The sequence below is a fragment of the Arthrobacter sp. YC-RL1 genome (assembly GCF_001454985.1).
Lineage (GTDB): Bacteria > Actinomycetota > Actinomycetes > Actinomycetales > Micrococcaceae > Glutamicibacter > Glutamicibacter soli.
In genome coordinates this window covers 1,407,755-1,428,523 of the sequence record NZ_CP013297.1, presented here as the reverse complement: position 1 = coordinate 1,428,523, position 20,769 = coordinate 1,407,755, and the positions used below count along the sequence as shown (strand labels likewise).

Here is a 20,769-nt window from a genome sequence, read left to right as displayed (position 1 = left end):
ACCGGAAGGAGAATACAGTGCTGACACTGACCGATCAGGCCGATGCGATCGTGACCTCGCTGGTCACCAACCAGACGGAGGACAACGAGGCGGGGCTCCGCATCCAGCCCGCCGACGAGACCGAAAGCCAGCAGACCGCGCGTTTCGCCGTGCGGGTCGTCGACGGCCCGCAGCCGGCGGACCAGGTGATCCAGGGCGAGGGCAGTCCCGTCTTCCTCGACGAGCTGGTCACCGACGCCCTGGATGACAAGGTGCTCGACGCGAACGTGGATGCCGAGGGAACCATCACCTTCCAGGTCCTGGCCCAGCGTTAGGCTTCCGCCGTCCGCGCTCGGGGCACGCTCCCCTGCGCGGCGGCGCACGCGCAACTGCCCGGGCAGCGCTCGTGCGGATTCGGTCTTCCCGAATCCGCCCCACGAGCCGCTGCACCGGGCAGTTGCATGTTGACTATGTTGTGATGCGGCGTTGTGATGCGCCGGCTCCCTGCCGGCTTCCCGCCGCGGCCGGAGGTTCGCTAGTCGGCGATCTCGCTGGTGACCTTGGCCCCTAGCTCGACGGTGCGCGAGACCGTGCAGTACTTGTCGTGGGAGAGCTTCACGATGCGCTCGACCATGCCGGCGGCCTTGCGGCCCTCGTCGGTGTCCGGGAACTTCAGGTCGAAGGACATCTTGATGTCCTCCATGCGTCCGGCGCCCTCCTCGCTCAGCTTGTAGCCGCTGGCGGCCACCTCGAACTTCTCCGGCTCGCTGCGGCGCGTGGTGGCCACGTCGACGTCGATGGCCGAGCACCCGGCGATGGCCGCCAGCAGCAGCTCCACCGGGGTCAGCAGCCCTTCGCCCTGGCCGAATTCCAGGCTGGCACCGGTTTCGCCGCTGGTCGCCCGGTACCTTTTGGACTCTACTCGTTCGACTTTGACTTCACGCAGTTCACGGGTGTTTTCGCTCATGGATCTATCGTGACACGTCCGGGGCCGAAAGCCGGACATGGCGCAGCTGGATCCGGGCCAGCTGGTCGGTGTGCTCGGCTTCCTTTTCGATCTGGAACCCGTGGTCGAGAAAAAACGAGAGGGTGCTCGCGTTCTGCCCATTGATCTGGATGCAGGCCGCCGGGCACAGCGCGAGGATGTCATTCAGCAGCGCGCTGCCCACGCCGTGGTGGCGGTCGTGGTGGCGTACCCACAAGAGCTCGATCTGTGTTTCGCTCCAGGCGGCGAAGCCGATGATCTCCTTGCCCAGCTGGGCGATCCGCACCGAGACGCGCTGGGAGTAGACCGCTTCGAGAGCGTTGGCAACGGCGTCCACGTCGGCGGCCGAGAGGAAGTCGCGTCCTCCCTCCACCGAGTTGCGCCAGACATCCAGGAGTTCGGGTACTTCCTCCACGCTGGTCCAGTTGCGAAGAACGAGCCTCTCAGACATCTGAACTCCTTCCAGCCGTGGAATACTCCGCGTGTTGTCTCATGATTTTCTCCTAGTGGGATGCCACAGAGAAGCACGGATTGGTAACAAGTACCGACTCATCTGTGCCGTGAAAGCGGGCACGGGATCTCCGACTGTTACAACTCACGACCCGGCAAAGGCACGCACGGCCCGGCTCCAGGCGGTAATTTCTTCTGCCGCAATATCGGGTTGGTCAAGGTGCACGTTGTGCCCCGCCGCGGGAACGACAACGATTTCGGCCGATGGATACCTCGCAGCGAGCCTGCCCGGATCGGCGAAACCGGTGACGTGGTCCTGCATCCCGCACAGCATCAGCACCGGGCAGGCCAGCTGGGAGGTCCGCTCGACCGGCAGCTCGTCCAGGAAGTAGCGTTTGGACAGCTTGGCCAGCGAACGCAGGTTCACCGCGCGGATCCCGGGCAGCGCGTGGGTGCGGAAGCGTTGGAAGTTCTCCACCGTTTGGAGCACCGACATCTGTTGATAATGATCCGCGTCCTGCGTCGGCAGCCCGGCCAGCAGCTCGGGATCCTGCAGCAGGATTTCCCGCGGCGGCACGGTCCGCTGCGAATGCGCGGGATACACCAAGGGCGCCAGCATCGCCATGCCGACTACCTGGGGGCCGAAGCGGTCCGCCATCTCCTGGGCCAGCAGCGACCCGAGCGAGTTGCCGATCATCGCGAACGGCCGTTCCCCGCACTGCCGCCGGATCAGCTGCTCAAGCCAGTCGACGATTTCCGGCAGGCCGCCGGCGCCGTCCAGTGCAGCGGTGCCTCCCATGCCGGGAAGGTCGACGTAGATCCGTTGGAAAACACCGGTCGCCGCCAGCACCTCGTCCAGGGCCAGGAGAATCCGGTGGTCGACCCCGTGCCCGTGAATCAGGACTAGTGGAATCCCTTGGCCCTTGGTATACGGCACGCCGGAAGCCAGGTTCTCGTTGATTTCCAAAAGTTTCTCCTCTCTCAAGGTGGTACTCACGCCCTCCTGCGGTTGCTCGCATTGCCACCCTGCTTCAGTCTTACCCTCGTGCCGATGACCGGGTCCGCCCCTCCGAAGACGACTTCCGCGACTAACCAACATTCCCATGCGCCATGCCAAGCTGGACCAAGGTGGGCCGGTCTAGGACTCCTGTTAAGTACCGGTGCTCGGTTGTAGAGATGCGACGGTGCAACCCAACAAAACGTGAAGTTTCTGATTCCCCTGCTTAAATAGGCCACGGCCGTTACAGTTCCTGTTTAATCAGGTTTTGCAACAGCCGTTGGACCTGTGGATTCGGATCTTGTCTAGGAATCCTCACGCATTGGCATGGAGTTTGGGACCCGATCCTCTATGCCTCGGTTCCGCCGTCAACCCGCAGTACCACTCCCGTGATGAAGGATGCTTGGTCGGACAGAAGGAATGCAACGGCATTTGCGATATCATCGGGTTTTCCCATCTGCTTCATGGGGATCCGGGCAATTTGTGCTGCCTTGACCTCAGACGGCAGGGATGCCAGCGCCGCAGTTTCAATTGCGCCCGGTGCTACCGCGTTGACCCTGATACCAAGACTGGCAGTCTCTTTGGCGACACTGCGTGTCAACGAAACCACGCCGTGTTTCGCGGCTCCGTAAGGTGTCATGTCGGGGGTCGCACTAATTCCGGCAAGGGAGGCGATGTTTACAATTCCTCCATGTCCTTGCTGGGTGAAGTGGGCAATCTGCGACTGCATGGACAGGAAAGTACCACGCAGGGTCACATTCACCGCGCGGTCCCATTCCGGGATGGAGATTTCCTGAACTGGTTTCGGACTCACCCCTAGTCCAGCGTTGTTCACAGCCATGTCCAGACGTCCGTAGGCGTCCAGGGCGAACGGCACCAGCTGCCCGACCTCGTCGACATCAGCGACATTCGCGTGCTTGTATGCGGCGCGTCCTCCTGCAACCTCAATGAGCGCGACGGTTTCCCTACCAGCTTCGTCGTTCACATCTGAGACGATGACTGCAGCTCCTTCAGCGGCCAGGCGCAAGGAAATTGCGCGGCCGATCCCCGCGCCCGCTGCTGTAACGAGTGCAACCTTATTCGTGAATATCATTTTTATCCTTCGTGAGTGTTTACCGGGGAAAATACTGTTAATGGAACGAACCGTCGACTCGGCAGTTCCAAGGACGTGGTCTCGTAGCGTGCGCATCTGCGACCGCCATGCCCCCAATGCTGGAGTGTTCCTGTCCCGAGGCCGAGTGGATCTAGCGGTAGGTGGCTTACGTGGTGCTCAGGGTTTCAAGGAAAGTCCGATGAGAGCCGAAGCACAGAGGTGCGCATCGGCACTTGTCCGAAAGAGGCCGTTTACGAACCTCGAGCCGGGACGCAGTATCCATGCTGAAATTTGCTGGTCCAGAATCGTATGCCTGACCACAGCAAGAAACAGGCTCAACGCTTGATCCAAGTTCCGGGTCGGGCATCACGACATTGGCCATGAGGGTGCCGGGAATCACGACGTCCCCTTCGTTGCCACTCCGGGAGCGCCGCCATAGGGACCAAGATCGCTGAGGGACCGCCCGACGAAACGGCTACTTGGGCCCCGAACAAGCCGATCACGTCGTAAGGCCGCGGCATCGATCCAATGAATTCCAGGTTCAGAGCGGCAAGAAACAACGGATGGATTAGACGCTGGCAGTGAAATCACCCACGGTGTCCGAGCTACAGGAGCCGTACCGCGCGAGAGCAGAGCTCCGCGCTGCATCCCAGTTAATGGCGAGCGGGGACGTTTAGCCGGCGACGGGGCCGCCTCAGTCCTGGCGGCCGAGCCCTGTCCTGAGAGGGCCATTGAATCGGCTTCATCCGTGCCTATAGTGGATGGCGCGCTGATCGTCGACAAGGAATCGATCGCAGGCTCCAGCGTTCCAAGTTGCGGTTGGCTGTTGGTAACCATGGGGTGACTGCCTTTGGATTGCTCCCGATTGACCATCCTCGCCGTAATCCAGCTCGGCGAAGGACAATACGCTTTCTTTACCACGATAGCTAACTGCTGACCGTTAGCCAGTATCCGATATGACGATTATCCTTTCGGCTTGAATTCCGCCGCGGATTCTTTGAATCTGCTACCACTCGATGAGTGCCGGCTTGCTGTGCATTTCCTCTACGCGTCCCGTCCGAACGTGTGGACGACTGCGTGATGCGGCAAGAATCCGTAGCGCAGATTCGGCTTTCCGTTTTCCACGATTCATAGGCAACCTGCTATCTGCCGCGTTCGCCTACCGGGAAGATCGACCGCAGCGCATGCTCGTGCTTGTCGACTTCGTTCACCGCTAACCGCTCGTCGCAGCACTCGGGACGAAAAACACCGTGGGTTTCCGCCGCAGCCGCGAACCTTCAGCCCTTCCCGCTAGCACCTGTGGGGACTGGCACGCAACGGGCCCATCAAGCAGAATGGCGATCATGAACATCAACGAGATCCTCACCGGCATGGTCCACCGCCCCATTGACGCCGCCCGCAATCTGCCGGCGCTGAGCGTCGAGCAGCTGAACGCGCATCCCGGCGGCCACCCCAACTCGGTGGCCTGGCTGCTGTGGCACACCGGGCGCGAGGTGGACATCCAGCTGGCGGCGCTGTCGGGCAAGGAGCAGCTGTGGCACCGCTACCGCGACCGCTTCAACCTCGGCGAGGCCGGCGACGGCATGGGCTACGGCCACACCCCCGCCCAGGCGCAGGCCATCCGGGTGGATGACCAGGAGCTGCTGCTGGAATACGTGGACGCCTCGCTGACCGCGCTGGGCGACTACGCGGAGCACTTGGGCGCCGAGGAGCTCGACGAGATCGTGGACCGGCGCTGGACTCCGGAGGTCACCCGCGGGGTGCGGCTGGTGTCCATCGTGGACGACGCCATCGCCCACGTCGGGCAGGCGGCCTACGCGGCCGGTGCGCTCACCGCAGACCAAGCCTGACGCCGCGAGGCTAGGCGGCGCGCCGGCTCCCGCGGATCCATACCAGCAGCAGGTGGCGGAGCATCGCGGTGAACACCAGCGCCCAGACGATCACCGCGACCGCCAGCGCGCCGTGCCCGATCGCCTCCACCATTGGCAGCTGGTCCACGCGGCCAAGGTTCAGCGAGGCCACCGCGAACATTCCCACCGGGAACACGATGGACCACAGCGTCGGCGTGTAGCCCAGCGGCACCTTGCGCACCAGGTGGCGCCAGACCCCGGCGCCGATCAGCATCGGGATCAGCCACAGGCAGAAGCTCCAGAACACCGCCACGGTGGAGGCGATCAGCACCCGGGTCGCGTCGATCATCGGGGTGGAGTCCATCTGCACGATCTTGGTGCCGGCCACCACCGCGATCGCCATCGCGCCCATGGCCACCCAGTAGGGCGGCTCGAACTGCTGCGGGGTGATGCCGAAGTGCACGATGCGCAGCAGCACCAGCACCGCGATCCCCGCGTACAGCGCCACGCCCACCGACCAGGACAGCACCGCCAGCAACCCGACCATGTCCTGGCTCACGCCGGGCTGCGGCCGGATCACCGTCATGCAGATGGCCAGCGACTGGCTGGCCACCGCCCAGATGAACCAGGTGCCGTTGGTGCGCGCCAGGATCGGCTCCCCGTCGCGGGTCATCAGCACCTGCCAGGGCAGCACGTAGCCGAACACGAACCAGAGCACCGCGGCAAACAGCACCAGCGGCATCGCCGCCGGGACCAGGCCCTCGGCCGCCAGCCGCACCGCCAGCACGCCGGTGCCTGCCACCACGGTGAAGTAGGAGAAGGCGGTCTCGGGGCTGCGTAAATCGTGCAGCATGGCCTTGCGGTATTTCACCGCCCGCCAGATGTACAGCACCCACAGCACCGCATAGCAGAGCGCGGCGATCACCAGCAGCACCAGCGAGGCCGTCGCGGCCCCGGCCTCGTGCAGGCCCATCGAGACGATCCCGGTGCCCATGACCAGTGCGAAGTAGCCCGGGGAAAGCCGTTCAATCTCGGAGGCCGGACCCGGCGCCCCGGGCTGGTCCACGTTCGGTTCTGCTGCTGCGTGCGGGCTCATGAGCCCAGCCTACGACGCGCGCACCGTCGGCAACAGACGCATGTCGCTGCCCTAGCGCCAGTGCTCCAGCTGCGCGGCGGAGAGCTCCTCGAGCCACTTCTGCCACAGCGGGCCGAAGCTGACCCGCCGCACCCCCAGCTCGCGCAGCGCCGCCAGATCCCCGGCGCCGTGGCCGTTGACCGGATGCGCGGTGACGTTCACCGGGACGGAGACCGCCTGCACCGCCTGGCGCACCTGGTCCGCGATGCGCAGCGCCACCGGGTAGACGCTGCGCGCCCCGGCCTGCTCCAGCAGTTGGATGCGGGCGATCGCCTCCCCCATCGGGTCGGCGAACAACTCGGCCAACTTCACCGCGTCGGTGCGGGCGTTGATCACGAAGTCCACCCCGGCCGCGTCGGCCGCCTGGCGGATGCCGGCGATGTAGTCCGCATGCTCCTGCCGCTCGCGCACCCGGCCGCCCTCGCGGTGCACCACGTCCTCGATGTTCGCGCCCACCGCGCCGGCGGCGGTCACCCGGTTGAAGAGTTCCGCCGGGGACAGCCCGTAGCCGGATTCCATGTCCACGCTCACCGGCACGTCCACCGAATCCACGATCCGGCGCACCGCCTGCAGGTAGTCGACCAGGTCCATCTGCTCGCCGTCCGCGCTGCCGATCGCATCGGCCACCGGGTGGCTTCCCACGGTCAGGCCGGTGAACCCGGCCCGGACCGCGACGCCGGCGCTGGAGGTGTCCCATACGGTGGGCAGCACCATCAGCTGCCCGGATTCGTGCTGGCGGGCCAGGTCGGCGGCTCGTTCTTCAACGGTGGACATGGTGCTCCCCTTCGCTTGGGTGGTCTTGGCTACTGATGCGTTCGTGTTGCAGCCAGTCTAGGCCGTGCGCCGCTCCGAAGGCAGGGGCCCGGCTCTTCTCCCAGCCTCGGCTGCCGCCAACGCAGCGCGGCTCAGCCCTCGACCACCACGTTTTTAGCCACCGTCTTGAATCGCTCCCCGTCGGCCTGGCGGACCGTGAGCGTGAGCGCCCCGGTCTTGCTGGCCTTCAGGTCCTCCACCGTCCCTGACTTTCCCCGATGGGTTCCGGCCACCACCGTGCACCGGTCCCCGTTGCGCACGGCGGGATCTTGTTCGCGCTGAGTTTGCTCGTTCATGGGCACATTCTAAATCCCGCGCGATGGCTGCCGGAACCCGATGCCGCTAGGCCTGGTCGATCCGGGTGATCGCCGGGAAGGTGTATTCCAGGTCAAGGATCTGCGGCTTCGGCTCGTACATGCGCAGCACCGGGCGGAAGGCGCCGGCCGGGGCCGGAAGCCAGTTGGCCCGCTGCGCCGGGTCAGCCGGTTCGGCGTGCGAGATGTGGATGACCAGCGACCCGTCGTCCTCGAACTGCAGCCCTTCGGTGCGGTCGCCCAGCGAATAGCGGTTGATGGGGTTCTCGACCAGGAAGTAGTTCGGCACGTCGTACATGGTCAGCGACCAGAACGCGCCGACCGGCGGAGTCGGGGCCAGGTGCAGCTGGTAGCTGCGCTCGCCCGTGAGCTGCTCCTGGTCCTGGTCCACGTAGGTGGCGATGTAGGCGGCCTCGAAGGCCTGGTTGCCCCACAGCCCGCCCAGCGCCGCCGCCGCGCGCTGCACCAGGCGCTGCTGCGGATCGGCGATCTTGAACGCCTGATCGTCCGGCGAGCCGACCTCGAAGTAGTCAAGGTTGTAGTCGAAGGAGTGGTAGGTCAGGTTCCAGCCGTTGACCGGGGCGTTGCCGCCGCCGCTGGCGAGCGCCTGCTCCAGGACCGCTCGGCCCTGGGCGAACGCCTCCTCGAGCTCCGCCGCGGGCAGCTGGCCGGGCGCGCTGTGTTCCATGGCCGCGGCCTGCACCTGGGCATCGCGTGGCGCCGGGGCGAAGGCCTGGGAGTAGGCGCGGAACTTCGTCCAGAAATCCTGCGCCGCCGAGCCGGTGGCGGAAACCTGCGGAATACCGGCCGGCACCGCCTGCGCATCCAGCACGGTCAGCGTGGTGGCGTCCTGCAGCGCATGGACCGCTGGAAGGTCCGCCTCGTTCTGCACGGCCCAGCGTCCGATGATGCTGGCGATCCGCGTCGGCACCCGCACTACAACTGCATCCGCCGGGGCTTCACCCTCCCAGCCCGGGGGCACCAGCAGGTAGCGTCCGGCCCGGGTCCCGGTGGCGCGGTGGCCGATGTAGGCGAAGTTGTCGGTCCAGGCGCTGACGAACTGCAGCACGTAGTAGCGGCCGTCGGCCTCGGGAACCTCGAGCAGGACCGGCCCGACTCCCAGATCCAGCATTGCCACGGAATAGATCGTGTCGTTGTTGATGGTCACGAAGGTGTCCTCGGGGCCGGCCAGCGAACGCGCGTGGCTGAAGCTGTTCCACGGGGCCGCCGGGTTTTTCCCGACGCCGGTGGACACGTAGCGGGCCACCTGCTCCAGGTTGAAGACCAACGGGAAGGCGTAGATGTAGGAGGCAGTCAGGTCCTCGCGGCTCGGGCTCATGGGCAACGTCCTTTCAGGCGGCGCGCCGGAACAGCGCTCCGGCGTCATTGCCTCCCAGCCTGCCCGCCTCCGCGCGCCGGTACATCCCCAACCATTGGTGATTATCTGATTAGCCGGGGGCTGCCCCGGCCGCCGCTCAGCGTCCGCGCAACCGCAAGTGCAGCAGCGGATAGGGCAGGCCCTGGCCGTCGCGTTCGCTGCGCGAGACGACCTCGAAGCCCAGATGCTCGTAGAAGCCCAGCGCCTGCGGGTTCTGCTCGTTCACGTCCACCGCGACGGCGCCCTCCTGCGCGACCGCGTGGCGCAGCAGCGCGGCGCCCACCCCGGTCGCGCTGGAGCCGGCATGGACGAAGAGCATCTCTACGTTGCCCTCGGCGGTGCCGCAGAACCCCACCGGTTCCCCGTCGCGTTCCGCCACGGTCAGGCGCACTTGCGGGAAATATTCGGTGGCCAGCTTGCCGCGGATCTGCTCGCGGTCCGCGTCGGCCAGGAAGTCGTGGGTGGCGTCCACCGCGCTGGCCCAGATCTCCACCAGCTTCGGGTATTCGTCGCTTCCGGCCACCGGGCGGAGCGTCAGGTGCTCGTTCATGCTGTTAACCCTAAAGCAGTGCGGCCCCGGGGTTACCTACGCAAGAGCAAAAGCGTAGGCTGGCCACGGCAGCAGCGCGGCGTGCGCGCTTTTCCCCGGCGATGATTGGCCAACCAGATGACTTCCCCAGGACACGGCTTCGACTCCGACCAGAACCGCACTTCGCCCGAGGTGCGCGGAACCGTGCTGGTCATCGGGGCCACCGGCTACATCGGCCGCTTCGCGATTGCCCGGCTGAAGAACTCCGGCTACCGGGTCCGCGCCGTGGCCAGGGATCGCAACCGAGCCGAGGCTCCCGGCGCGCACCAGACTCCCGCGCTGCGCGCGCTGGTGGATGAATGGGTCATCGCCCCTGATCCCCTGCGAACCGTGGATGCCTCGGTCATGGAAGGTGTCGACCACGTTTTCTCCGCGCTGGGAGTCACACGCCAGAAAGCCGACCCGTGGGATGTCGATTTCCGGCTGAACCTGAAGTACCTGCAGCTAGCCGAGCAGCAGGAGGTCGGCTCGTTCCTGTACGTCGGGGTGATGGCGGCCGAGGCCGGGACCTCCGCCGTGGCGCGGGCGAAACATGCGTTCATGCAGGTGCTGCGCCGCTCTGCGGTGGTCTCGCAGATCGTGAACCCCTCGGGCTATTTTTCGGACCTGACCGAAATCTTCGACCTGGCGAAGCGTGGTGTCGGCCTCGGGCTGGGCGAGGGCGGCACCCGGCTGTCCCCCATCCACGGCGAGGACCTGGCCCGGTTTTGCGTGGACAAGCTGGGCGGTGAGCGCGGGATCTGGGACGTGGGCGGCCCGCAGGTTCTGACCTACCGTGACGTGGTTGATCTGGCCTTCGCCGCGGCCGGGACCGCTCCGCGGTATCTGCGCGTCCCGCCGGGCATTCAGACGCCGGCGGTCTGGGTCGCCGACCGGTTGGGGCCGAGGACCGCGTCGCTGACCAGGTTCTTCCTCGAAGGCCTGCAGACCGATTCGGCCGCAACGCCGTACGGGGTCCGCACCCTGGACGAGTACTTCGCGCAGCTCGCGCAGGGCGGCCGCTAACGGTTGGAGTCTTCCCTCCCCGGAACAAGCATGGGTGCCTTCGACTGACGCCTACCGCTGCGGGAGCAGCTGCCCTATGAGGGCCTGGATACGGGCGCGGATCTCGTCGCGGATCGGACGCACCGCTTCCAGGCCCTGCCCCGCCGGGTCCTCGAGCTTCCAGTCCTCGTAGCGTTTGCCAGGGAAGATGGGGCAGGTGTCGCCGCAGCCCATGGTGATGACCATGTCCGAGTCCTGCACCGCCTGCGTGGTCAGGATCTTCGGGATTTCGGCAGACATATCGATGCCTTCTTCACGCATCGCCTCCACCGCCGCGGGGTTCACCTGATCGGCCGGCATGGACCCGGCGGAACGGACCTCGATCCGGCCTTCGGCCAGGTGGTGGAGGTAGGCGGCGGCCATTTGCGAACGCCCGGCGTTGTGAACGCAGACGAACAAGACCGAGGGCTTGGTATTCATGGGTCAGCCTTTCAGCGGCGAAGAAGCGGCGGGGAAGAATTTGCGCGACCAGAGCGCCACGTAGACCAGGGCGACGAGGATCGGCACTTCGATCAACGGGCCGACGACCCCGGCCAGGGCTTGGCCGCTGGTGGCTCCAAAGGTCGCGATGGCCACCGCGATGGCCAGCTCGAAGTTGTTGCCCGCGGCGGTGAAGGCCAGCGTGGTGGTGCGTTCGTAGCCCAGATCCAGGGCGCGGCCGATGAGCATGCCTGCGCCGAACACCACCACGAAGTAGATCAGCAGCGGCAGCGCCATGCGGGCCACGTCCCAGGGTTTGCTGATGATGGTGTCGCCCTGCAGCGCGAACAGCAGCACGATGGTGAACAGCAGCCCGTAGAGCGCGAAGGGGCCGATCTTCGGCAGGAAGGTGTTCTCATACCAGTCGCGCCCCTTGGCCTTCTCGCCGAAGGTGCGGGTGAGGAACCCGGCCAGCAGCGGGATCCCGAGGAACACGAGCACCGACAGGGTGATGGCCCCGACGGAGAATTCGGCGCTAGTGGTGGGCAGGCCCAGCCAGCCGGGCAGGACTTGGAGGTAGAACCAGCCCAGCAGCCCGAACGCGAGGACCTGGAACACCGAGTTGACGGCCACCAGCACCGCGGCCGCTTCCCGGTCGCCGCAGGCCAGGTCGTTCCAGATCAGCACCATGGCGATGCAGCGGGCCAGCCCGACGATGATCAGCCCGGTCCGGTATTCGGGCAGGTCCGGGAGGAACACCCAGGCCAGCAGGAACATGAAGGCCGGCGCCAGCAGCCAGTTGATCACCAGCGAGGTGACCATCAGCTTCTTGTCGGCCAGCACGTGGCCGGTTTCGTTGTAGCGCACCTTGGCCAGCACCGGATACATCATCACCAGCAGCCCCAGGGCAATCGGCAGCGAAACCCCGGCGACCTGGACGGAATCCACTGCCTGTCCCAGCGAGGGAACCAGCCGCCCCAGTCCGAGTCCGATACCCATCGCCAGGAGGATCCAGATGGCCAGGTAGCGGTCGAGGGTGGAGAGCTTGCCGGAGACTTGTCGGGTATCCGGTGGTGTTGGTGAGGGCACGAAGCATCCTTACGCAATATTGATGTTCATCGATATTTATATCCTGTTTGAGTATGATGAGCCGTATCGATGATTGTCAATCCAGGTCTGGAGCACTTCAATGTCGGCAACTTCCCTTGCCACGACGGCCGACAGCGCTGCCTGCTGCCCCACTGGCACGCCGGAATCCCTGGGCGAAGCCGATGCCCGGGACGGTGCCCGCGTCTTGAAGGCGCTGGCGGATCCGAACCGCCTGCGCCTATTGTCGATCGTGAAAAACGGGCCGGAGAACGGCACCTGCGTGTGCGACCTGACCGAGCCGCTGCAACTGGGACAGCCAACGGTGTCCCACCATTTGAAGGTCTTGGTTGATGCTGGATTCCTGGCGCGGGAGAAGCGCGGCACCTGGGCCTACTACACGCTCAGGCCCGAAGCGCTGGAAGATACCACCGCGCTCATCATGGGTCTCTAGCCGTGCAACCAAGCGGGGAGCTGCGGGTGCTGCCGCTAACTTCATCCCATTGGCCCGGCATCAAGCGCATCTACCAGCAGGGCATCGACGGCGGTCTGGCGACCTTTGAAAGCGCCGTCCCCGAGTGCGCCGATTTCATGGCAGGCAAGGTCGACAGCCTCGGGCTCGTGGCAGTTGACAGCGCGAATTCTGTTGCAGGGTGGATTGCCGCGGCCCCGGTTTCCAAACGTTGGGCCTACCGAGGCGTGATCGAGCACTCCGTCTACATCGACCGTGCCCATTCCGGGCGCGGGTTGGCCAGCGCCCTCCTTGCAGAGCTGATCGTTCGCGCTCAGTCGCAGGGCTACTGGATGATCCAGTCCGCCATTTTCGAAGGCAACCAGGCCAGCCGGGCGCTGCACCTGAAGCTCGGCTTCCGTGAAGTCGGATTCCGTGAACGGATTGCCCAGGCCCCTACGGGCCCGTCGGCAGGGCAATGGGTGAACACCGTCTTGTATGAGTTGAGGCTGGAGCCAGCAAGCGGAAGCCATCCGGATCCAGTTGCCGGCCCCGGCACACCGTAGCCACGACAGGCGACACCTTGGCATACCAGCTGGCGGCTCTGGTTCGGGTTAACGTGGAAACATGAACCGGTTCTGGAGACTGCTGCCTTCGCTGGGCGGACTATGCATGGCTGCCCTGCTGCTGATCGTCGATCCTCTCGTCTCCGGCGCTCCGTGGTGGATGCACCCAGATCCGGGTTTCTGGTTCGTTTTGGTCTTCCCGCTGCTCCCTTGGCTTGGCCTTGCCGGCTTGATGGCGTGGCTCGGGCATGTCGTGGCCTCGCGATTGACCGCGCTCCTCCTGACGTTGACAAGCTTGGCCGCGGGCATCATCCCCAGCTTCTTCTTCACGGTGCTGCTCGATGACGTGTTCCCCGAGGCCGGCACCATGGGACTCAGCCAGGATCTGGCCTTGGCTGCCGGAGCGCTTGCCCTGCCGCTGTCGCTTGTGGTTCTCGTCCGGAGGCTTATGAGGCGTCGAACAGCCGAGCCGGAAGAACTGCGGGCCCCGCTGGCGGAGCGGACTGCCGGTCGCAACTAGTTCATACGTTCTCCGCCAGGCTGAACCAGGTTCTTTGAACGCGCGAACCGCCAGAATCCAACCAGCACCACAAGTTGCACGGCCAGCAGCACAGTGCCGGAAACCACGCCATCCCAGCCCATGGCGAATCCTGCTTGCAGCGTTCCAATGCCGCTGGCCACGGGATAGAACAGCCACAAAATCGCCAGGTTGCGCACGCAAACGAACACCACGCCGAACGCCATGGCAAACATCCCGAAGCCCAGCGCCGCTTCGAAGGGAACCGACCCGAGATGCTGCACCGTGAACCCGGCGCCAGTCAGCACGATGGCCGGCAACCAGCCGAAGGCCCGTTCCCATCTCAGGAACAGCCAGCCGAACACGAAGAACGGCTCCCAGAAGACCAGCAGGTTCGCCAGCAGATGCGGAAGCACCTCGACGCCCTGTTCGGTGGCCAACGCGAACAACTGGTAGGCAGAGCCCGCGCCGAGGGCCGCGGAAACGATGAGCGAGACCACGAGGAACCGGCGATGGATTCCTACGCCTTCCAGACCCTCGCCCCGCAGGGTGAACACCGTCCAAGCCGGAATCAGCGTGCCGATCACCAGGATGCCCGCGTACAGGATCCACTCGCTGATCGTGGTGCCCGCCCAATAGCAGGCTCAGAAGGCCAGCAGCGTGGCCGCGGCGATGGCCGTATCCTTGCCCGGTTGCCAGGCCAGAATTTTTCTCCTCCGGGGCCGGCGGGCAGTGCGGGTATTGGATTGCGGGGTGACGTCGTTGGCAGCCATGGCGCCAGTATGTCCACCAAACAGTGCTGATTGCAACGGGTTCGGCAATTCCCGAGGTCGTGGAACCTGTCCTGGAACTACGTGAAATCCCCGAATCCGCGGAGCCAGCCATCCGCCGTCCGCTGGTAGGCCAGACGTGTATGCCGCCGGTCGGTTGAACCCTGCCAGAATTCGACGTTGGACGGGACCACCCGCCACAACACCCACTGCTCCGGCTCGATGCCTGCCCGGGACACCTCGCTCCGCGCCTGTAGATCCTCCAGGCTTTCCTCACGCGAGGCTTCCACCACCTGGCCACGCACCCTGACCGAGCGCAGCAGCGGCTGCCACCAAAAGGTCAGCGCCGCCTGCGGGTTGGCTGCCAACTGGCTAGCCTTGGCACTGGAGCGGGTACTGGCGAAGGCCCAGCCACGGCGATCAACACCCTTGAGAATCAGCACCCGGGCATCGGGCACACCGACGTTGTCGACGGTAGACAGCGTCATGGCGTGCGGCTCGGCCACTCCGGCATCTACGGCCGTCTGCAGCCATCGCAGAAACAACGTCTCCGGTTCTTCCTGCACCGGCTCGACAGCAGCTGGCGGATGGCCGGACAGGGCTGGTAACGCCCTGAGCAGCTTGCATGTCTCGTCCACAAGGTGTCCTTTCGCCAGCCATGAACGGTCCGGGTGGACTCGATGGCATTTGCCGCCCACTCGTCCCCACGCTACCGCGGCTACCTGCCCGGGTTCTACGCCCGTCGTCGTATACACGGGCTGGCTCCGGAGAAAATTTCCTCGGGATGCTTGCCGCGCAAGAGCTTCCTCGCGCAGAATTTGTTCAGTTCGTGTTCGCCATTCTAAGGATCATCGCATGTCGTTCCAGGCCTATTTGGACACCATCGAGAAGAAGACCGGTTTGACGCCGCGGCAGCTCGTCGAGCTCGCCAAGGCCAGGGGCCTGGACCTGCCGGGGGTCAAGGCCAGCGAAATCCTCGCCTGGCTCAAGGATGAGTACCAGCTGGGGCGAGGCCACGGCATGGCGCTGGTCTACGTCATCCAGAACGGCCCGACGCTCAGCTCCAAGCACGTCGGCTCCTACGGAGTGCACCGCGATGAGTCGGAGACGCTCTGGCTGGACGGCATCGCCACCAAACCGGGCAGCTGATTTTCGGGGCAATGCCGCGGCTCAGGACTGCGTAAGCTGCCGATACGCGTCCTCGGCGGCGGACTTCAGGAATTCATCGGGCCAGTAATTGCGCAGTTCCTGGCTGTACTCGATGACCTCCGGTCGCGTCCCGGAAGCGTGGGCCAGCAACAGGGTCTCCGCGAGGCCGCTGAACTTCGCCGCCTGCGCCGCAACGAATTCGCGGTCCACCACCCTTCCATGCCCGGGCACCACTGCATCGGTCTCCTGGATCCGCTCGAGCAGGCCCTGCAGCACCGGCGGCCAGCCCAGCGGATAGGATCCGGACCCGAACATCGGCGGGCCTGATTCCTCCACGATGTCGCCCAGGAACCACACGCCCGCGTCCGGGATGAAGACCGCGAGGTCCGTATCGGTATGGCCCGGCTCCAGGGGAACCAACTCGATCTCCCTCCCTCCGAGCTGCACCCGCTGGGTGCTGTCCAGCAGCGCGGTCGGTGCGGTGAGTTCCACCGCAGCCCAGGACTTGTCCGGCTCCAGCTCAGGCTGCGCCTGGATGCGTTGCAGATGCGGCTTCTCGTACTGCTCGAAGTGGCGCGGGACCAGGTAGTGGCTGTAGATCGGGATGCCGGCCTGTGCGAACACCTGGTTGCCGAAGGTGTGGTCGTAGTGCGCGTGGGTGTTCACCGCCGCTACGATCGGCTGGCCGAACCGCCGATTCGCATCGCGGATGATCTCCCGCGCCTCGACAGGGTTGTTGCGGGTGTCGATGATCGTCACCCCGTGCGGGCCGACCACCGCCCCCACCGAGACATCCAGCGGGTCGTAGCGCCGTTGGAAAACTCCCGGTCCGACTTCCAGCCATGTCTCGATGCTCATGATTCCCCACGGAGGCTCAGTCCGGTGGTTGACGGCCACGGATCGGTGGCCAGCCGGCCGTAGGTGGCGACGTCGATGCGCCGTCCGTCGACCAGGAACTTGGCCCGTTCGGTCCCTTCCCGGATGAATCCTGCCGAGCGCGCAACGCTTCCCGAGGCAGGGTTGTCCACCCGGTGCCCCAGTTCCAGCCGTTCAAGTTCCAGCGCGCTCAACGCCCAGTTCGCGACGGCCGCCGCGGCACGGCTGGTCCATCCCCGGCCGCGCGTTTCGGAGCTCATCCAGTACCAGAACCATCCGCTGCGATTGGCCGCGTCGACGTTGACGCACACCAGGCCCACAAGCCGGTCCTGCACGACGATGGCCCATGGATGGCGGCGCGCCCCGGGATCGAGCAGCGCCGCAACATAATGTTCCGCTTCCTGGAGTGAGCCCACGGATCCCTGCCGTTCCATGCCCGTGCCCGGCTCGAAAGCGCGCAGCACGTCCCCAGCGTCCGTTGCCCGCAGCTTCCGCAGGCTTGCTTGCTCCCCTGGGGCGGAGTCGGCGGCGGCACGGCCGTGTTCCATGCCAGGGCCTTCTTCCTTCACCTCCTGCGGAACCAGCTCGGGCTCTTCGTGCGTGAGGTCGAGAATCGGCAGATCCTCGCGCAACACGTCCGCGTACATCAACCGCAGGTCGTGGCGCAGCTCCTGCAGGGTCTCGCCATACGGCCCGATGCCGTTGGCGGTGTAGGCAGGGGGCTTGCCCGGCTCCTGCTCGTAAAGCTCGCGGACATTCCAGCTGATGTTCCCCTCGCCGTCGGAATTCCGCGACGCCGCGTACCGCCACGACTGCATGCTCATGCTCCCCAGCCTAGCGACCTCTGCGGCGCTTGTCTGCCGTCGTCCGGCCCGCCCCGCGGTGGCGGAAAGACGGATGACCGGCAAGGATGGATCCATGCCCATCACCTACGATTCCGGCCGCCTGCCGGCGCGCGACGAACTGCTGGCCCTGTATGACTGTGTCGAATGGACCGCTTACACCCAGGACCCGGACCGGCTCGAAGCCGCCATCGCCGCGTCGCTGTCGGTGGTCACCGCGCGCGACGGGAACCGTTTGGTCGGCCTGGCCCGCATTGTCGGCGACGGGCTGACCATCGCCTACCTGCAGGACTTGCTGGTGGCGCCCGAGTACCAGCGCACCGGCGTGGGCAGCGAACTGTTCCGCCTGGCCTTCCAGCCCTACGACGACGTCCGGCAAAAGGTCCTCATCACGGACGACGAACCGCGCCAGCTGGCCTTCTACCGGTCCATGGGCTTCAGCGAAATCCGCGATCTGCAGCATCCGACGCGGGCGTTCGTCAGGTTCAGCTGAACTTCCGTCCCGGCGGGACCGCATTCGCCCGGCGAGCAGGCATCGACAGCCCTGATTCGACTGTGCTGTACTGGGCCATGGGACTGCTTCGCCGGTATCGCTCCACGAGAGCCGATCCGCTTTTCGGACACCCCATCCGGGCGCACCACGGCGTCGCGATGGAGGGCTATTTCTGGCGCATCACCGATCCGGACACCGGGCGCGTGGTCATCGCCCTGTGCGGCGCCAATACCGGACCGGACGGGCCGTGGTCGACCATCGGCTTGGCCTCCTGGCCCACCGGATTCCTGCAGACCGCCGCCGTGGACGGTTCCTGGACCGACCCGGACCGGCTCGGCGTCCGGGCAGGCGGCGCTCAGCGCGCCTTCGACGCCTCCGCGCAGCATCTGCATGTCGACCTCGGCTCCCAAGCGCAGCTGGATCTCCAGCTGAACGATCCACTGCTCTGGCCGCACCGGGCGCTGGGAGGTTCCAGCGTGTTCCAACTGGTTCCGGGACTCAACCAGTATTGGCATCCATGGCTGCTGGGTGGCAAGGCCTCCGGCACCGCAGTCCTGGGCGGCACGACGTGGGAGTTCCACGACGCGCAGGTCTATGGGGAGAAGAACTGGGGACGCGAGGGCTTCCCCGAATCCTGGTGGTGGGGCCAGGCTCAGGGCTTCGCGGAGTCCGGCGTTTGCCTCGCCTTCGCCGGCGGCCTGGTCACCACCGGTCGGCTCACCGTGGAAGTCACCGCACTGGTCCTCCGGATGCCCGATGGCCGCGTGCTCAGGCTGAGTAACCCGGTTGTTTCCCCCGTGCGCACCCGCACTGACGACGAGCACTGGCGGTTGTCCGGGCGCGGCTACGGCTGGCGCATCGAGGTCGAGGCATCCGCCCCGCTTGATGCGGCGTTCGTCCTGCCCGTCCCGCTGCCCAGCAAACACCGCAACGCTCCCGGCGACTTGGAGCACCTGGCCGGGGATCTGGAAGTGACAGTGCACCGGCATGGGCGGCTGGTCTGGGAAGGCGCAACCAAGCTTGCCGCGCTGGAGCACGGCGGGCTGGAACACGCCAAGCAGGAGCTTCGCCGGCGCGGACTGGACGATACGCTCCCCTCGGCTCCCCCTTTCCAGCGCTAACCGGAACCGTTGCGCCAGCTCTGCGGCACCATCCGCAGCCACCCAAGAACCATCCGGAGCAGAATCAAACCAGCAACGCACAGGATTGCGACAGAGATCCAGCGTGTCCCGCCGCCGGGGAAACGATCGCTGCCGCCGAATCCGGCCACTCGTGCCACCGTCGCCGCGAAGAGCAGGAATCCGGTCATCAGCATGGAGCCGCGTTTTGAACGATGGCGGGCCAGCGGCAGCGGAAATGAGACCAGGGACCAGAGCGCATACAGCCCCACCAGAATCCAGGCCATCCACAGTTGCGGGTCGATGCCCGGGAAAGTTCCGGACTTGCCCATCCCGCCGCCGGTAGGAAATTCACCGGTGGTGACGCCGACAATCACGGCCGAGACCAAGAGCATGAGAAGCGGAAGTGCATCGAAGACGACAATGGCGACAAGCACACCCATGGAGAGGTAACCGGCCAAGGGATCCAGAATGGGGCGCTGCGGCCGCGGTTTCTGGTGAGCCTGCATGGTTTCCTGTCTTCCAATATCGATGCTGAAAGCCTACCTGACTGGCAGAACATCAATCCTCCCGGTGGAAAGACGCAAATGTTCCTCAGACGGTAAGGTGCAAGGTAATACCCCCATGGAGAGGAACCACCAATGGCATTGCATCCCGGTCTGTCGGCAGTCGCCGGCATCATCGGCACGTGGCGAGGCAGAGGGGCCGGCGAGTACCCGACCATCGACTCCTTTGCGTACACAGAGGAGGTGACGTTCACCGACGTGGGCAAGCCATTCCTCCACTACGTGCAGCGCACGTGGTCGCCCGCTGGCGCGCCCATGCACACCGAAACCGGATATCTGCGGATTGTCGACGGATCCGCCGTGGAGTTCGTGCTGGCGCAGCCCACCGGACAGACAGAGCTGGCCGAAGGCCCGCTCACGGCGACGGACGAAGGGTTCACCTGTGCATTGGCATCACGCGTCGCCAACTCGGCGAGCGCCAAACTGGTGGACGGCACCGAACGGCGTATCGAACTCGCAGGCGACGTCCTGACCACCCATTTCGCGATGGCGGCGGTCGGCGTGCCGATGACGCACCACCTGAAATCCGTGATGCATCGGATCTGAGAGGGTCCAGCCCGCTTCGAGGAGCTCAGCTGGCTCATGTTTCCATGGCCAAGTGTCCGGTATCCCTATGGAATTTTCGCAAGGATACCGGGCACTTGGTTTGCGGCGGCATCTGGTGGAAGCTACCTCAGGTTATCGCCACGTCTGGAACTCATGAATCCCTAGGCCTGCAGCACGTAGCGCAGGGTTTCCACCACCTGGCCGGTGCTCTGGCAACAGCCCTGGGCGGCGGCGTCGACTTCCTTGCGCGGGTGCACGATGCCTTCATCGTGCAGGGTCGTGTAGGGCTTGCCCAAGGCTGCACAGTAGCCGGCGTCGAACGCGGCGTTCCATTGCTTGCACTTGTCGCCGAAGCGCACCACCACGAAGTCGCTCTTCTCGATCAGTGTGCGGGTGCGAATGGCATTGACCTTCGACGACTGATGGTCGCGCCAGAACTGGCTGGAGGTCTCCCCCAGATGGTCGCCGGCGGCATCGCTGGCCGGGTGGTCCGTGACCGGAGCGGTGAAAACGATGTCCAGGCCGGCGGCTTCAGCGCCGCGCTGGATCTCGTCGCGCCACTCGGTGTGGATCTCGCCTGAAAGATAAACATTGAAACCGATGGCCGACGGCTCCTTTGCTGGGACTGACGGACTCGATTGGTCCTCGAAATCCCCATCCTAAGGGCCGAACCCGATAAACCAGCTTCCGGCCCTGACCGTTCCTTGACAATCGGAGTGGGCCACCTGCTGGCAGCCTTGCA

At 65.4% G+C, this 20,769-nt stretch carries 28 protein-coding genes; 10 read left to right on the top strand and 18 right to left on the bottom strand.

From position 1 onward, the window contains the following. Positions 1-17 precede the first annotated feature (17 nt). A complete protein-coding gene (locus tag ATC04_RS06735) occupies positions 18-314 on the top strand; it encodes a hypothetical protein (protein ID WP_047119581.1) in 297 nt (98 codons plus the stop codon). A gap of 200 nt (positions 315-514) precedes the next feature. Here the strand turns inward: ATC04_RS06735 and ATC04_RS06730 are convergent, their stop codons facing one another. From ATC04_RS06730 to ATC04_RS06715, 4 genes are all read right to left on the bottom strand, one after another. Beyond that, complete coding sequence (locus tag ATC04_RS06730; protein WP_047119582.1) at positions 515-946, bottom strand: OsmC family protein; 432 nt, start codon at positions 944-946, stop codon at positions 515-517. 4 nt (positions 947-950) lie between these two features. Further along, positions 951-1,415 (bottom strand): GNAT family N-acetyltransferase, encoded by a 465-nt coding sequence (locus ATC04_RS06725; RefSeq protein WP_047119583.1) that lies wholly within the window; start codon positions 1,413-1,415, stop codon positions 951-953. A gap of 144 nt (positions 1,416-1,559) precedes the next feature. Then, positions 1,560-2,411: an alpha/beta hydrolase gene (locus tag ATC04_RS06720; RefSeq protein ID WP_160309087.1), complete on the bottom strand. Its 852-nt coding sequence runs from the start codon at positions 2,409-2,411 to the stop codon at positions 1,560-1,562. A 349-nt stretch (positions 2,412-2,760) separates the two neighbouring features. Continuing rightward, on the bottom strand, positions 2,761-3,600 hold the full coding sequence (locus ATC04_RS06715; RefSeq protein WP_197413520.1) for an SDR family NAD(P)-dependent oxidoreductase: 840 nt from the start codon (positions 3,598-3,600) through the stop codon (positions 2,761-2,763). Between the two features lie 1,247 nt (positions 3,601-4,847). Here ATC04_RS06715 and ATC04_RS06710 point away from each other — a divergent pair. Beyond that, positions 4,848-5,354, top strand: a complete 507-nt coding sequence (locus tag ATC04_RS06710) for a DinB family protein (protein ID WP_047120818.1) — start codon at positions 4,848-4,850, stop codon at positions 5,352-5,354. Between the two features lie 10 nt (positions 5,355-5,364). On the opposite strand, the gene ATC04_RS06705 is transcribed toward ATC04_RS06710, so the two are convergent. From ATC04_RS06705 to ATC04_RS06685, 5 genes are all read right to left on the bottom strand, one after another. After that, positions 5,365-6,450 (bottom strand): tellurite resistance/C4-dicarboxylate transporter family protein, encoded by a 1,086-nt coding sequence (locus ATC04_RS06705; protein WP_082123935.1) that lies wholly within the window; start codon positions 6,448-6,450, stop codon positions 5,365-5,367. 51 nt (positions 6,451-6,501) lie between these two features. Then, complete coding sequence (locus ATC04_RS06700; protein WP_047119585.1) at positions 6,502-7,263, bottom strand: isocitrate lyase/phosphoenolpyruvate mutase family protein; 762 nt, start codon at positions 7,261-7,263, stop codon at positions 6,502-6,504. A gap of 131 nt (positions 7,264-7,394) precedes the next feature. Continuing rightward, positions 7,395-7,598 carry a KOW motif-containing protein gene (locus ATC04_RS06695; protein ID WP_047119586.1) on the bottom strand — a complete coding sequence of 68 codons (204 nt, stop codon included), beginning with the start codon at positions 7,596-7,598 and terminating at the stop codon, positions 7,395-7,397. Positions 7,599-7,644: 46 nt separating this feature from the next. Then, a complete protein-coding gene (locus ATC04_RS06690) occupies positions 7,645-8,955 on the bottom strand; it encodes a DUF1254 domain-containing protein (protein ID WP_047119587.1) in 1,311 nt (436 codons plus the stop codon). Between the two features lie 136 nt (positions 8,956-9,091). Beyond that, the gene (locus tag ATC04_RS06685) at positions 9,092-9,544 is read right to left on the bottom strand and encodes an acetyltransferase (RefSeq protein ID WP_047119588.1); all 453 of its coding nucleotides are present in this window, start codon (positions 9,542-9,544) and stop codon (positions 9,092-9,094) included. 117 nt (positions 9,545-9,661) lie between these two features. On the opposite strand from ATC04_RS06685, the gene ATC04_RS06680 reads away from it, so the two are divergent. Then, a complete protein-coding gene (locus tag ATC04_RS06680; protein WP_052772422.1) occupies positions 9,662-10,588 on the top strand; it encodes an NAD(P)H-binding protein in 927 nt (308 codons plus the stop codon). 51 nt (positions 10,589-10,639) lie between these two features. Here ATC04_RS06680 and ATC04_RS06675 read toward each other — a convergent pair whose 3' ends face one another. Both ATC04_RS06675 and arsB read right to left on the bottom strand, forming a co-directional pair. Further along, the gene (locus ATC04_RS06675; RefSeq protein WP_047119589.1) at positions 10,640-11,047 is read right to left on the bottom strand and encodes an arsenate reductase ArsC; all 408 of its coding nucleotides are present in this window, start codon (positions 11,045-11,047) and stop codon (positions 10,640-10,642) included. Between the two features lie 3 nt (positions 11,048-11,050). Continuing rightward, on the bottom strand, positions 11,051-12,136 hold the full coding sequence (gene arsB / locus ATC04_RS06670) for an ACR3 family arsenite efflux transporter (RefSeq protein WP_047119590.1): 1,086 nt from the start codon (positions 12,134-12,136) through the stop codon (positions 11,051-11,053). A gap of 100 nt (positions 12,137-12,236) precedes the next feature. Here arsB and ATC04_RS06665 point away from each other — a divergent pair, with 100 nt between their 5' ends. The 3 genes from ATC04_RS06665 to ATC04_RS06655 all read left to right on the top strand — a co-directional run bounded on the left by ATC04_RS06665 (position 12,237) and on the right by ATC04_RS06655 (position 13,670). Next, positions 12,237-12,587 (top strand): metalloregulator ArsR/SmtB family transcription factor, encoded by a 351-nt coding sequence (locus ATC04_RS06665; protein ID WP_047119591.1) that lies wholly within the window; start codon positions 12,237-12,239, stop codon positions 12,585-12,587. 2 nt (positions 12,588-12,589) lie between these two features. Continuing rightward, positions 12,590-13,150 (top strand): GNAT family N-acetyltransferase, encoded by a 561-nt coding sequence (locus ATC04_RS06660; protein ID WP_231735925.1) that lies wholly within the window; start codon positions 12,590-12,592, stop codon positions 13,148-13,150. A 61-nt stretch (positions 13,151-13,211) separates the two neighbouring features. Continuing rightward, a complete protein-coding gene (locus ATC04_RS06655; protein ID WP_047119592.1) occupies positions 13,212-13,670 on the top strand; it encodes a hypothetical protein in 459 nt (152 codons plus the stop codon). On the opposite strand, the gene ATC04_RS06650 is transcribed toward ATC04_RS06655, so the two are convergent. The 3 genes from ATC04_RS06650 to ATC04_RS06645 all read right to left on the bottom strand — a co-directional run bounded on the left by ATC04_RS06650 (position 13,667) and on the right by ATC04_RS06645 (position 15,075). Then, positions 13,667-14,254 (bottom strand): hypothetical protein, encoded by a 588-nt coding sequence (locus ATC04_RS06650; RefSeq protein WP_047119593.1) that lies wholly within the window; start codon positions 14,252-14,254, stop codon positions 13,667-13,669. The two genes, ATC04_RS06655 and ATC04_RS06650, sit on opposite strands and share 4 nt — an antisense overlap. Before the next feature lie 57 nt (positions 14,255-14,311). Further along, entirely contained in the window at positions 14,312-14,440 is a 129-nt protein-coding gene (locus ATC04_RS20020; protein ID WP_286158843.1) for a hypothetical protein, read from the bottom strand. 77 nt (positions 14,441-14,517) lie between these two features. Continuing rightward, complete coding sequence (locus ATC04_RS06645; protein WP_047119594.1) at positions 14,518-15,075, bottom strand: pyridoxamine 5'-phosphate oxidase family protein; 558 nt, start codon at positions 15,073-15,075, stop codon at positions 14,518-14,520. Between the two features lie 217 nt (positions 15,076-15,292). Here ATC04_RS06645 and ATC04_RS06640 point away from each other — a divergent pair, with 217 nt between their 5' ends. Then, complete coding sequence (locus ATC04_RS06640) at positions 15,293-15,586, top strand: DUF4287 domain-containing protein (RefSeq protein WP_047119595.1); 294 nt, start codon at positions 15,293-15,295, stop codon at positions 15,584-15,586. Between the two features lie 21 nt (positions 15,587-15,607). On the opposite strand, the gene ATC04_RS06635 is transcribed toward ATC04_RS06640, so the two are convergent. Together ATC04_RS06635 and ATC04_RS06630 are read right to left on the bottom strand one after the other, a co-directional pair. Further along, positions 15,608-16,444: an MBL fold metallo-hydrolase gene (locus tag ATC04_RS06635; RefSeq protein ID WP_052772423.1), complete on the bottom strand. Its 837-nt coding sequence runs from the start codon at positions 16,442-16,444 to the stop codon at positions 15,608-15,610. Further along, positions 16,441-17,286 (bottom strand): GNAT family N-acetyltransferase, encoded by an 846-nt coding sequence (locus ATC04_RS06630; protein WP_231735924.1) that lies wholly within the window; start codon positions 17,284-17,286, stop codon positions 16,441-16,443. The genes ATC04_RS06635 and ATC04_RS06630 overlap by 4 nt, the downstream gene beginning before the upstream one ends. Before the next feature lie 94 nt (positions 17,287-17,380). Here ATC04_RS06630 and ATC04_RS06625 point away from each other — a divergent pair, with 94 nt between their 5' ends. Continuing rightward, positions 17,381-17,797: a GNAT family N-acetyltransferase gene (locus tag ATC04_RS06625; RefSeq protein WP_152666859.1), complete on the top strand. Its 417-nt coding sequence runs from the start codon at positions 17,381-17,383 to the stop codon at positions 17,795-17,797. 158 nt (positions 17,798-17,955) lie between these two features. Next, positions 17,956-18,918 carry a tocopherol cyclase family protein gene (locus ATC04_RS06620; RefSeq protein WP_231735923.1) on the top strand — a complete coding sequence of 321 codons (963 nt, stop codon included), beginning with the start codon at positions 17,956-17,958 and terminating at the stop codon, positions 18,916-18,918. Here the strand turns inward: ATC04_RS06620 and ATC04_RS06615 are convergent. Then, the gene (locus ATC04_RS06615; protein WP_047119597.1) at positions 18,915-19,424 is read right to left on the bottom strand and encodes a hypothetical protein; all 510 of its coding nucleotides are present in this window, start codon (positions 19,422-19,424) and stop codon (positions 18,915-18,917) included. The genes ATC04_RS06620 and ATC04_RS06615 overlap by 4 nt on opposite strands. Before the next feature lie 132 nt (positions 19,425-19,556). On the opposite strand from ATC04_RS06615, the gene ATC04_RS06610 reads away from it, so the two are divergent. Beyond that, entirely contained in the window at positions 19,557-20,027 is a 471-nt protein-coding gene (locus ATC04_RS06610; RefSeq protein WP_047119598.1) for an FABP family protein, read from the top strand. A 161-nt stretch (positions 20,028-20,188) separates the two neighbouring features. On the opposite strand, the gene ATC04_RS06605 is transcribed toward ATC04_RS06610, so the two are convergent. After that, a complete protein-coding gene (locus ATC04_RS06605; protein WP_231736064.1) occupies positions 20,189-20,575 on the bottom strand; it encodes a YtoQ family protein in 387 nt (128 codons plus the stop codon). Positions 20,576-20,769: the final 194 nt, after the last annotated feature.

Coding starts and splice junctions, on each gene's coding strand:
- ATC04_RS06730 (WP_047119582.1), bottom strand. CDS start 946: ATGAGCGAAAACACCCGTGAACTGCGTGAAGTCAAAGTCGAACGAGTA.
- ATC04_RS06725 (WP_047119583.1), bottom strand. CDS start 1,415: ATGTCTGAGAGGCTCGTTCTTCGCAACTGGACCAGCGTGGAGGAAGTA.
- ATC04_RS06715 (WP_197413520.1), bottom strand. CDS start 3,600: ATGCGCACGCTACGAGACCACGTCCTTGGAACTGCCGAGTCGACGGTT.
- ATC04_RS06710 (WP_047120818.1), top strand. CDS start 4,848: ATGAACATCAACGAGATCCTCACCGGCATGGTCCACCGCCCCATTGAC.
- ATC04_RS06705 (WP_082123935.1), bottom strand. CDS start 6,450: ATGAGCCCGCACGCAGCAGCAGAACCGAACGTGGACCAGCCCGGGGCG.
- ATC04_RS06700 (WP_047119585.1), bottom strand. CDS start 7,263: ATGTCCACCGTTGAAGAACGAGCCGCCGACCTGGCCCGCCAGCACGAA.
- ATC04_RS06695 (WP_047119586.1), bottom strand. CDS start 7,598: ATGAACGAGCAAACTCAGCGCGAACAAGATCCCGCCGTGCGCAACGGG.
- ATC04_RS06690 (WP_047119587.1), bottom strand. CDS start 8,955: ATGAGCCCGAGCCGCGAGGACCTGACTGCCTCCTACATCTACGCCTTC.
- ATC04_RS06685 (WP_047119588.1), bottom strand. CDS start 9,544: ATGAACGAGCACCTGACGCTCCGCCCGGTGGCCGGAAGCGACGAATAC.
- ATC04_RS06680 (WP_052772422.1), top strand. CDS start 9,662: ATGACTTCCCCAGGACACGGCTTCGACTCCGACCAGAACCGCACTTCG.
- ATC04_RS06675 (WP_047119589.1), bottom strand. CDS start 11,047: ATGAATACCAAGCCCTCGGTCTTGTTCGTCTGCGTTCACAACGCCGGG.
- ATC04_RS06665 (WP_047119591.1), top strand. CDS start 12,237: ATGTCGGCAACTTCCCTTGCCACGACGGCCGACAGCGCTGCCTGCTGC.
- ATC04_RS06655 (WP_047119592.1), top strand. CDS start 13,212: ATGAACCGGTTCTGGAGACTGCTGCCTTCGCTGGGCGGACTATGCATG.
- ATC04_RS20020 (WP_286158843.1), bottom strand. CDS start 14,440: ATGGCTGCCAACGACGTCACCCCGCAATCCAATACCCGCACTGCCCGC.
- ATC04_RS06640 (WP_047119595.1), top strand. CDS start 15,293: ATGTCGTTCCAGGCCTATTTGGACACCATCGAGAAGAAGACCGGTTTG.
- ATC04_RS06635 (WP_052772423.1), bottom strand. CDS start 16,444: ATGAGCATCGAGACATGGCTGGAAGTCGGACCGGGAGTTTTCCAACGG.
- ATC04_RS06630 (WP_231735924.1), bottom strand. CDS start 17,286: ATGAGCATGCAGTCGTGGCGGTACGCGGCGTCGCGGAATTCCGACGGC.
- ATC04_RS06625 (WP_152666859.1), top strand. CDS start 17,381: ATGCCCATCACCTACGATTCCGGCCGCCTGCCGGCGCGCGACGAACTG.
- ATC04_RS06620 (WP_231735923.1), top strand. CDS start 17,956: ATGGAGGGCTATTTCTGGCGCATCACCGATCCGGACACCGGGCGCGTG.
- ATC04_RS06615 (WP_047119597.1), bottom strand. CDS start 19,424: ATGCAGGCTCACCAGAAACCGCGGCCGCAGCGCCCCATTCTGGATCCC.
- ATC04_RS06610 (WP_047119598.1), top strand. CDS start 19,557: ATGGCATTGCATCCCGGTCTGTCGGCAGTCGCCGGCATCATCGGCACG.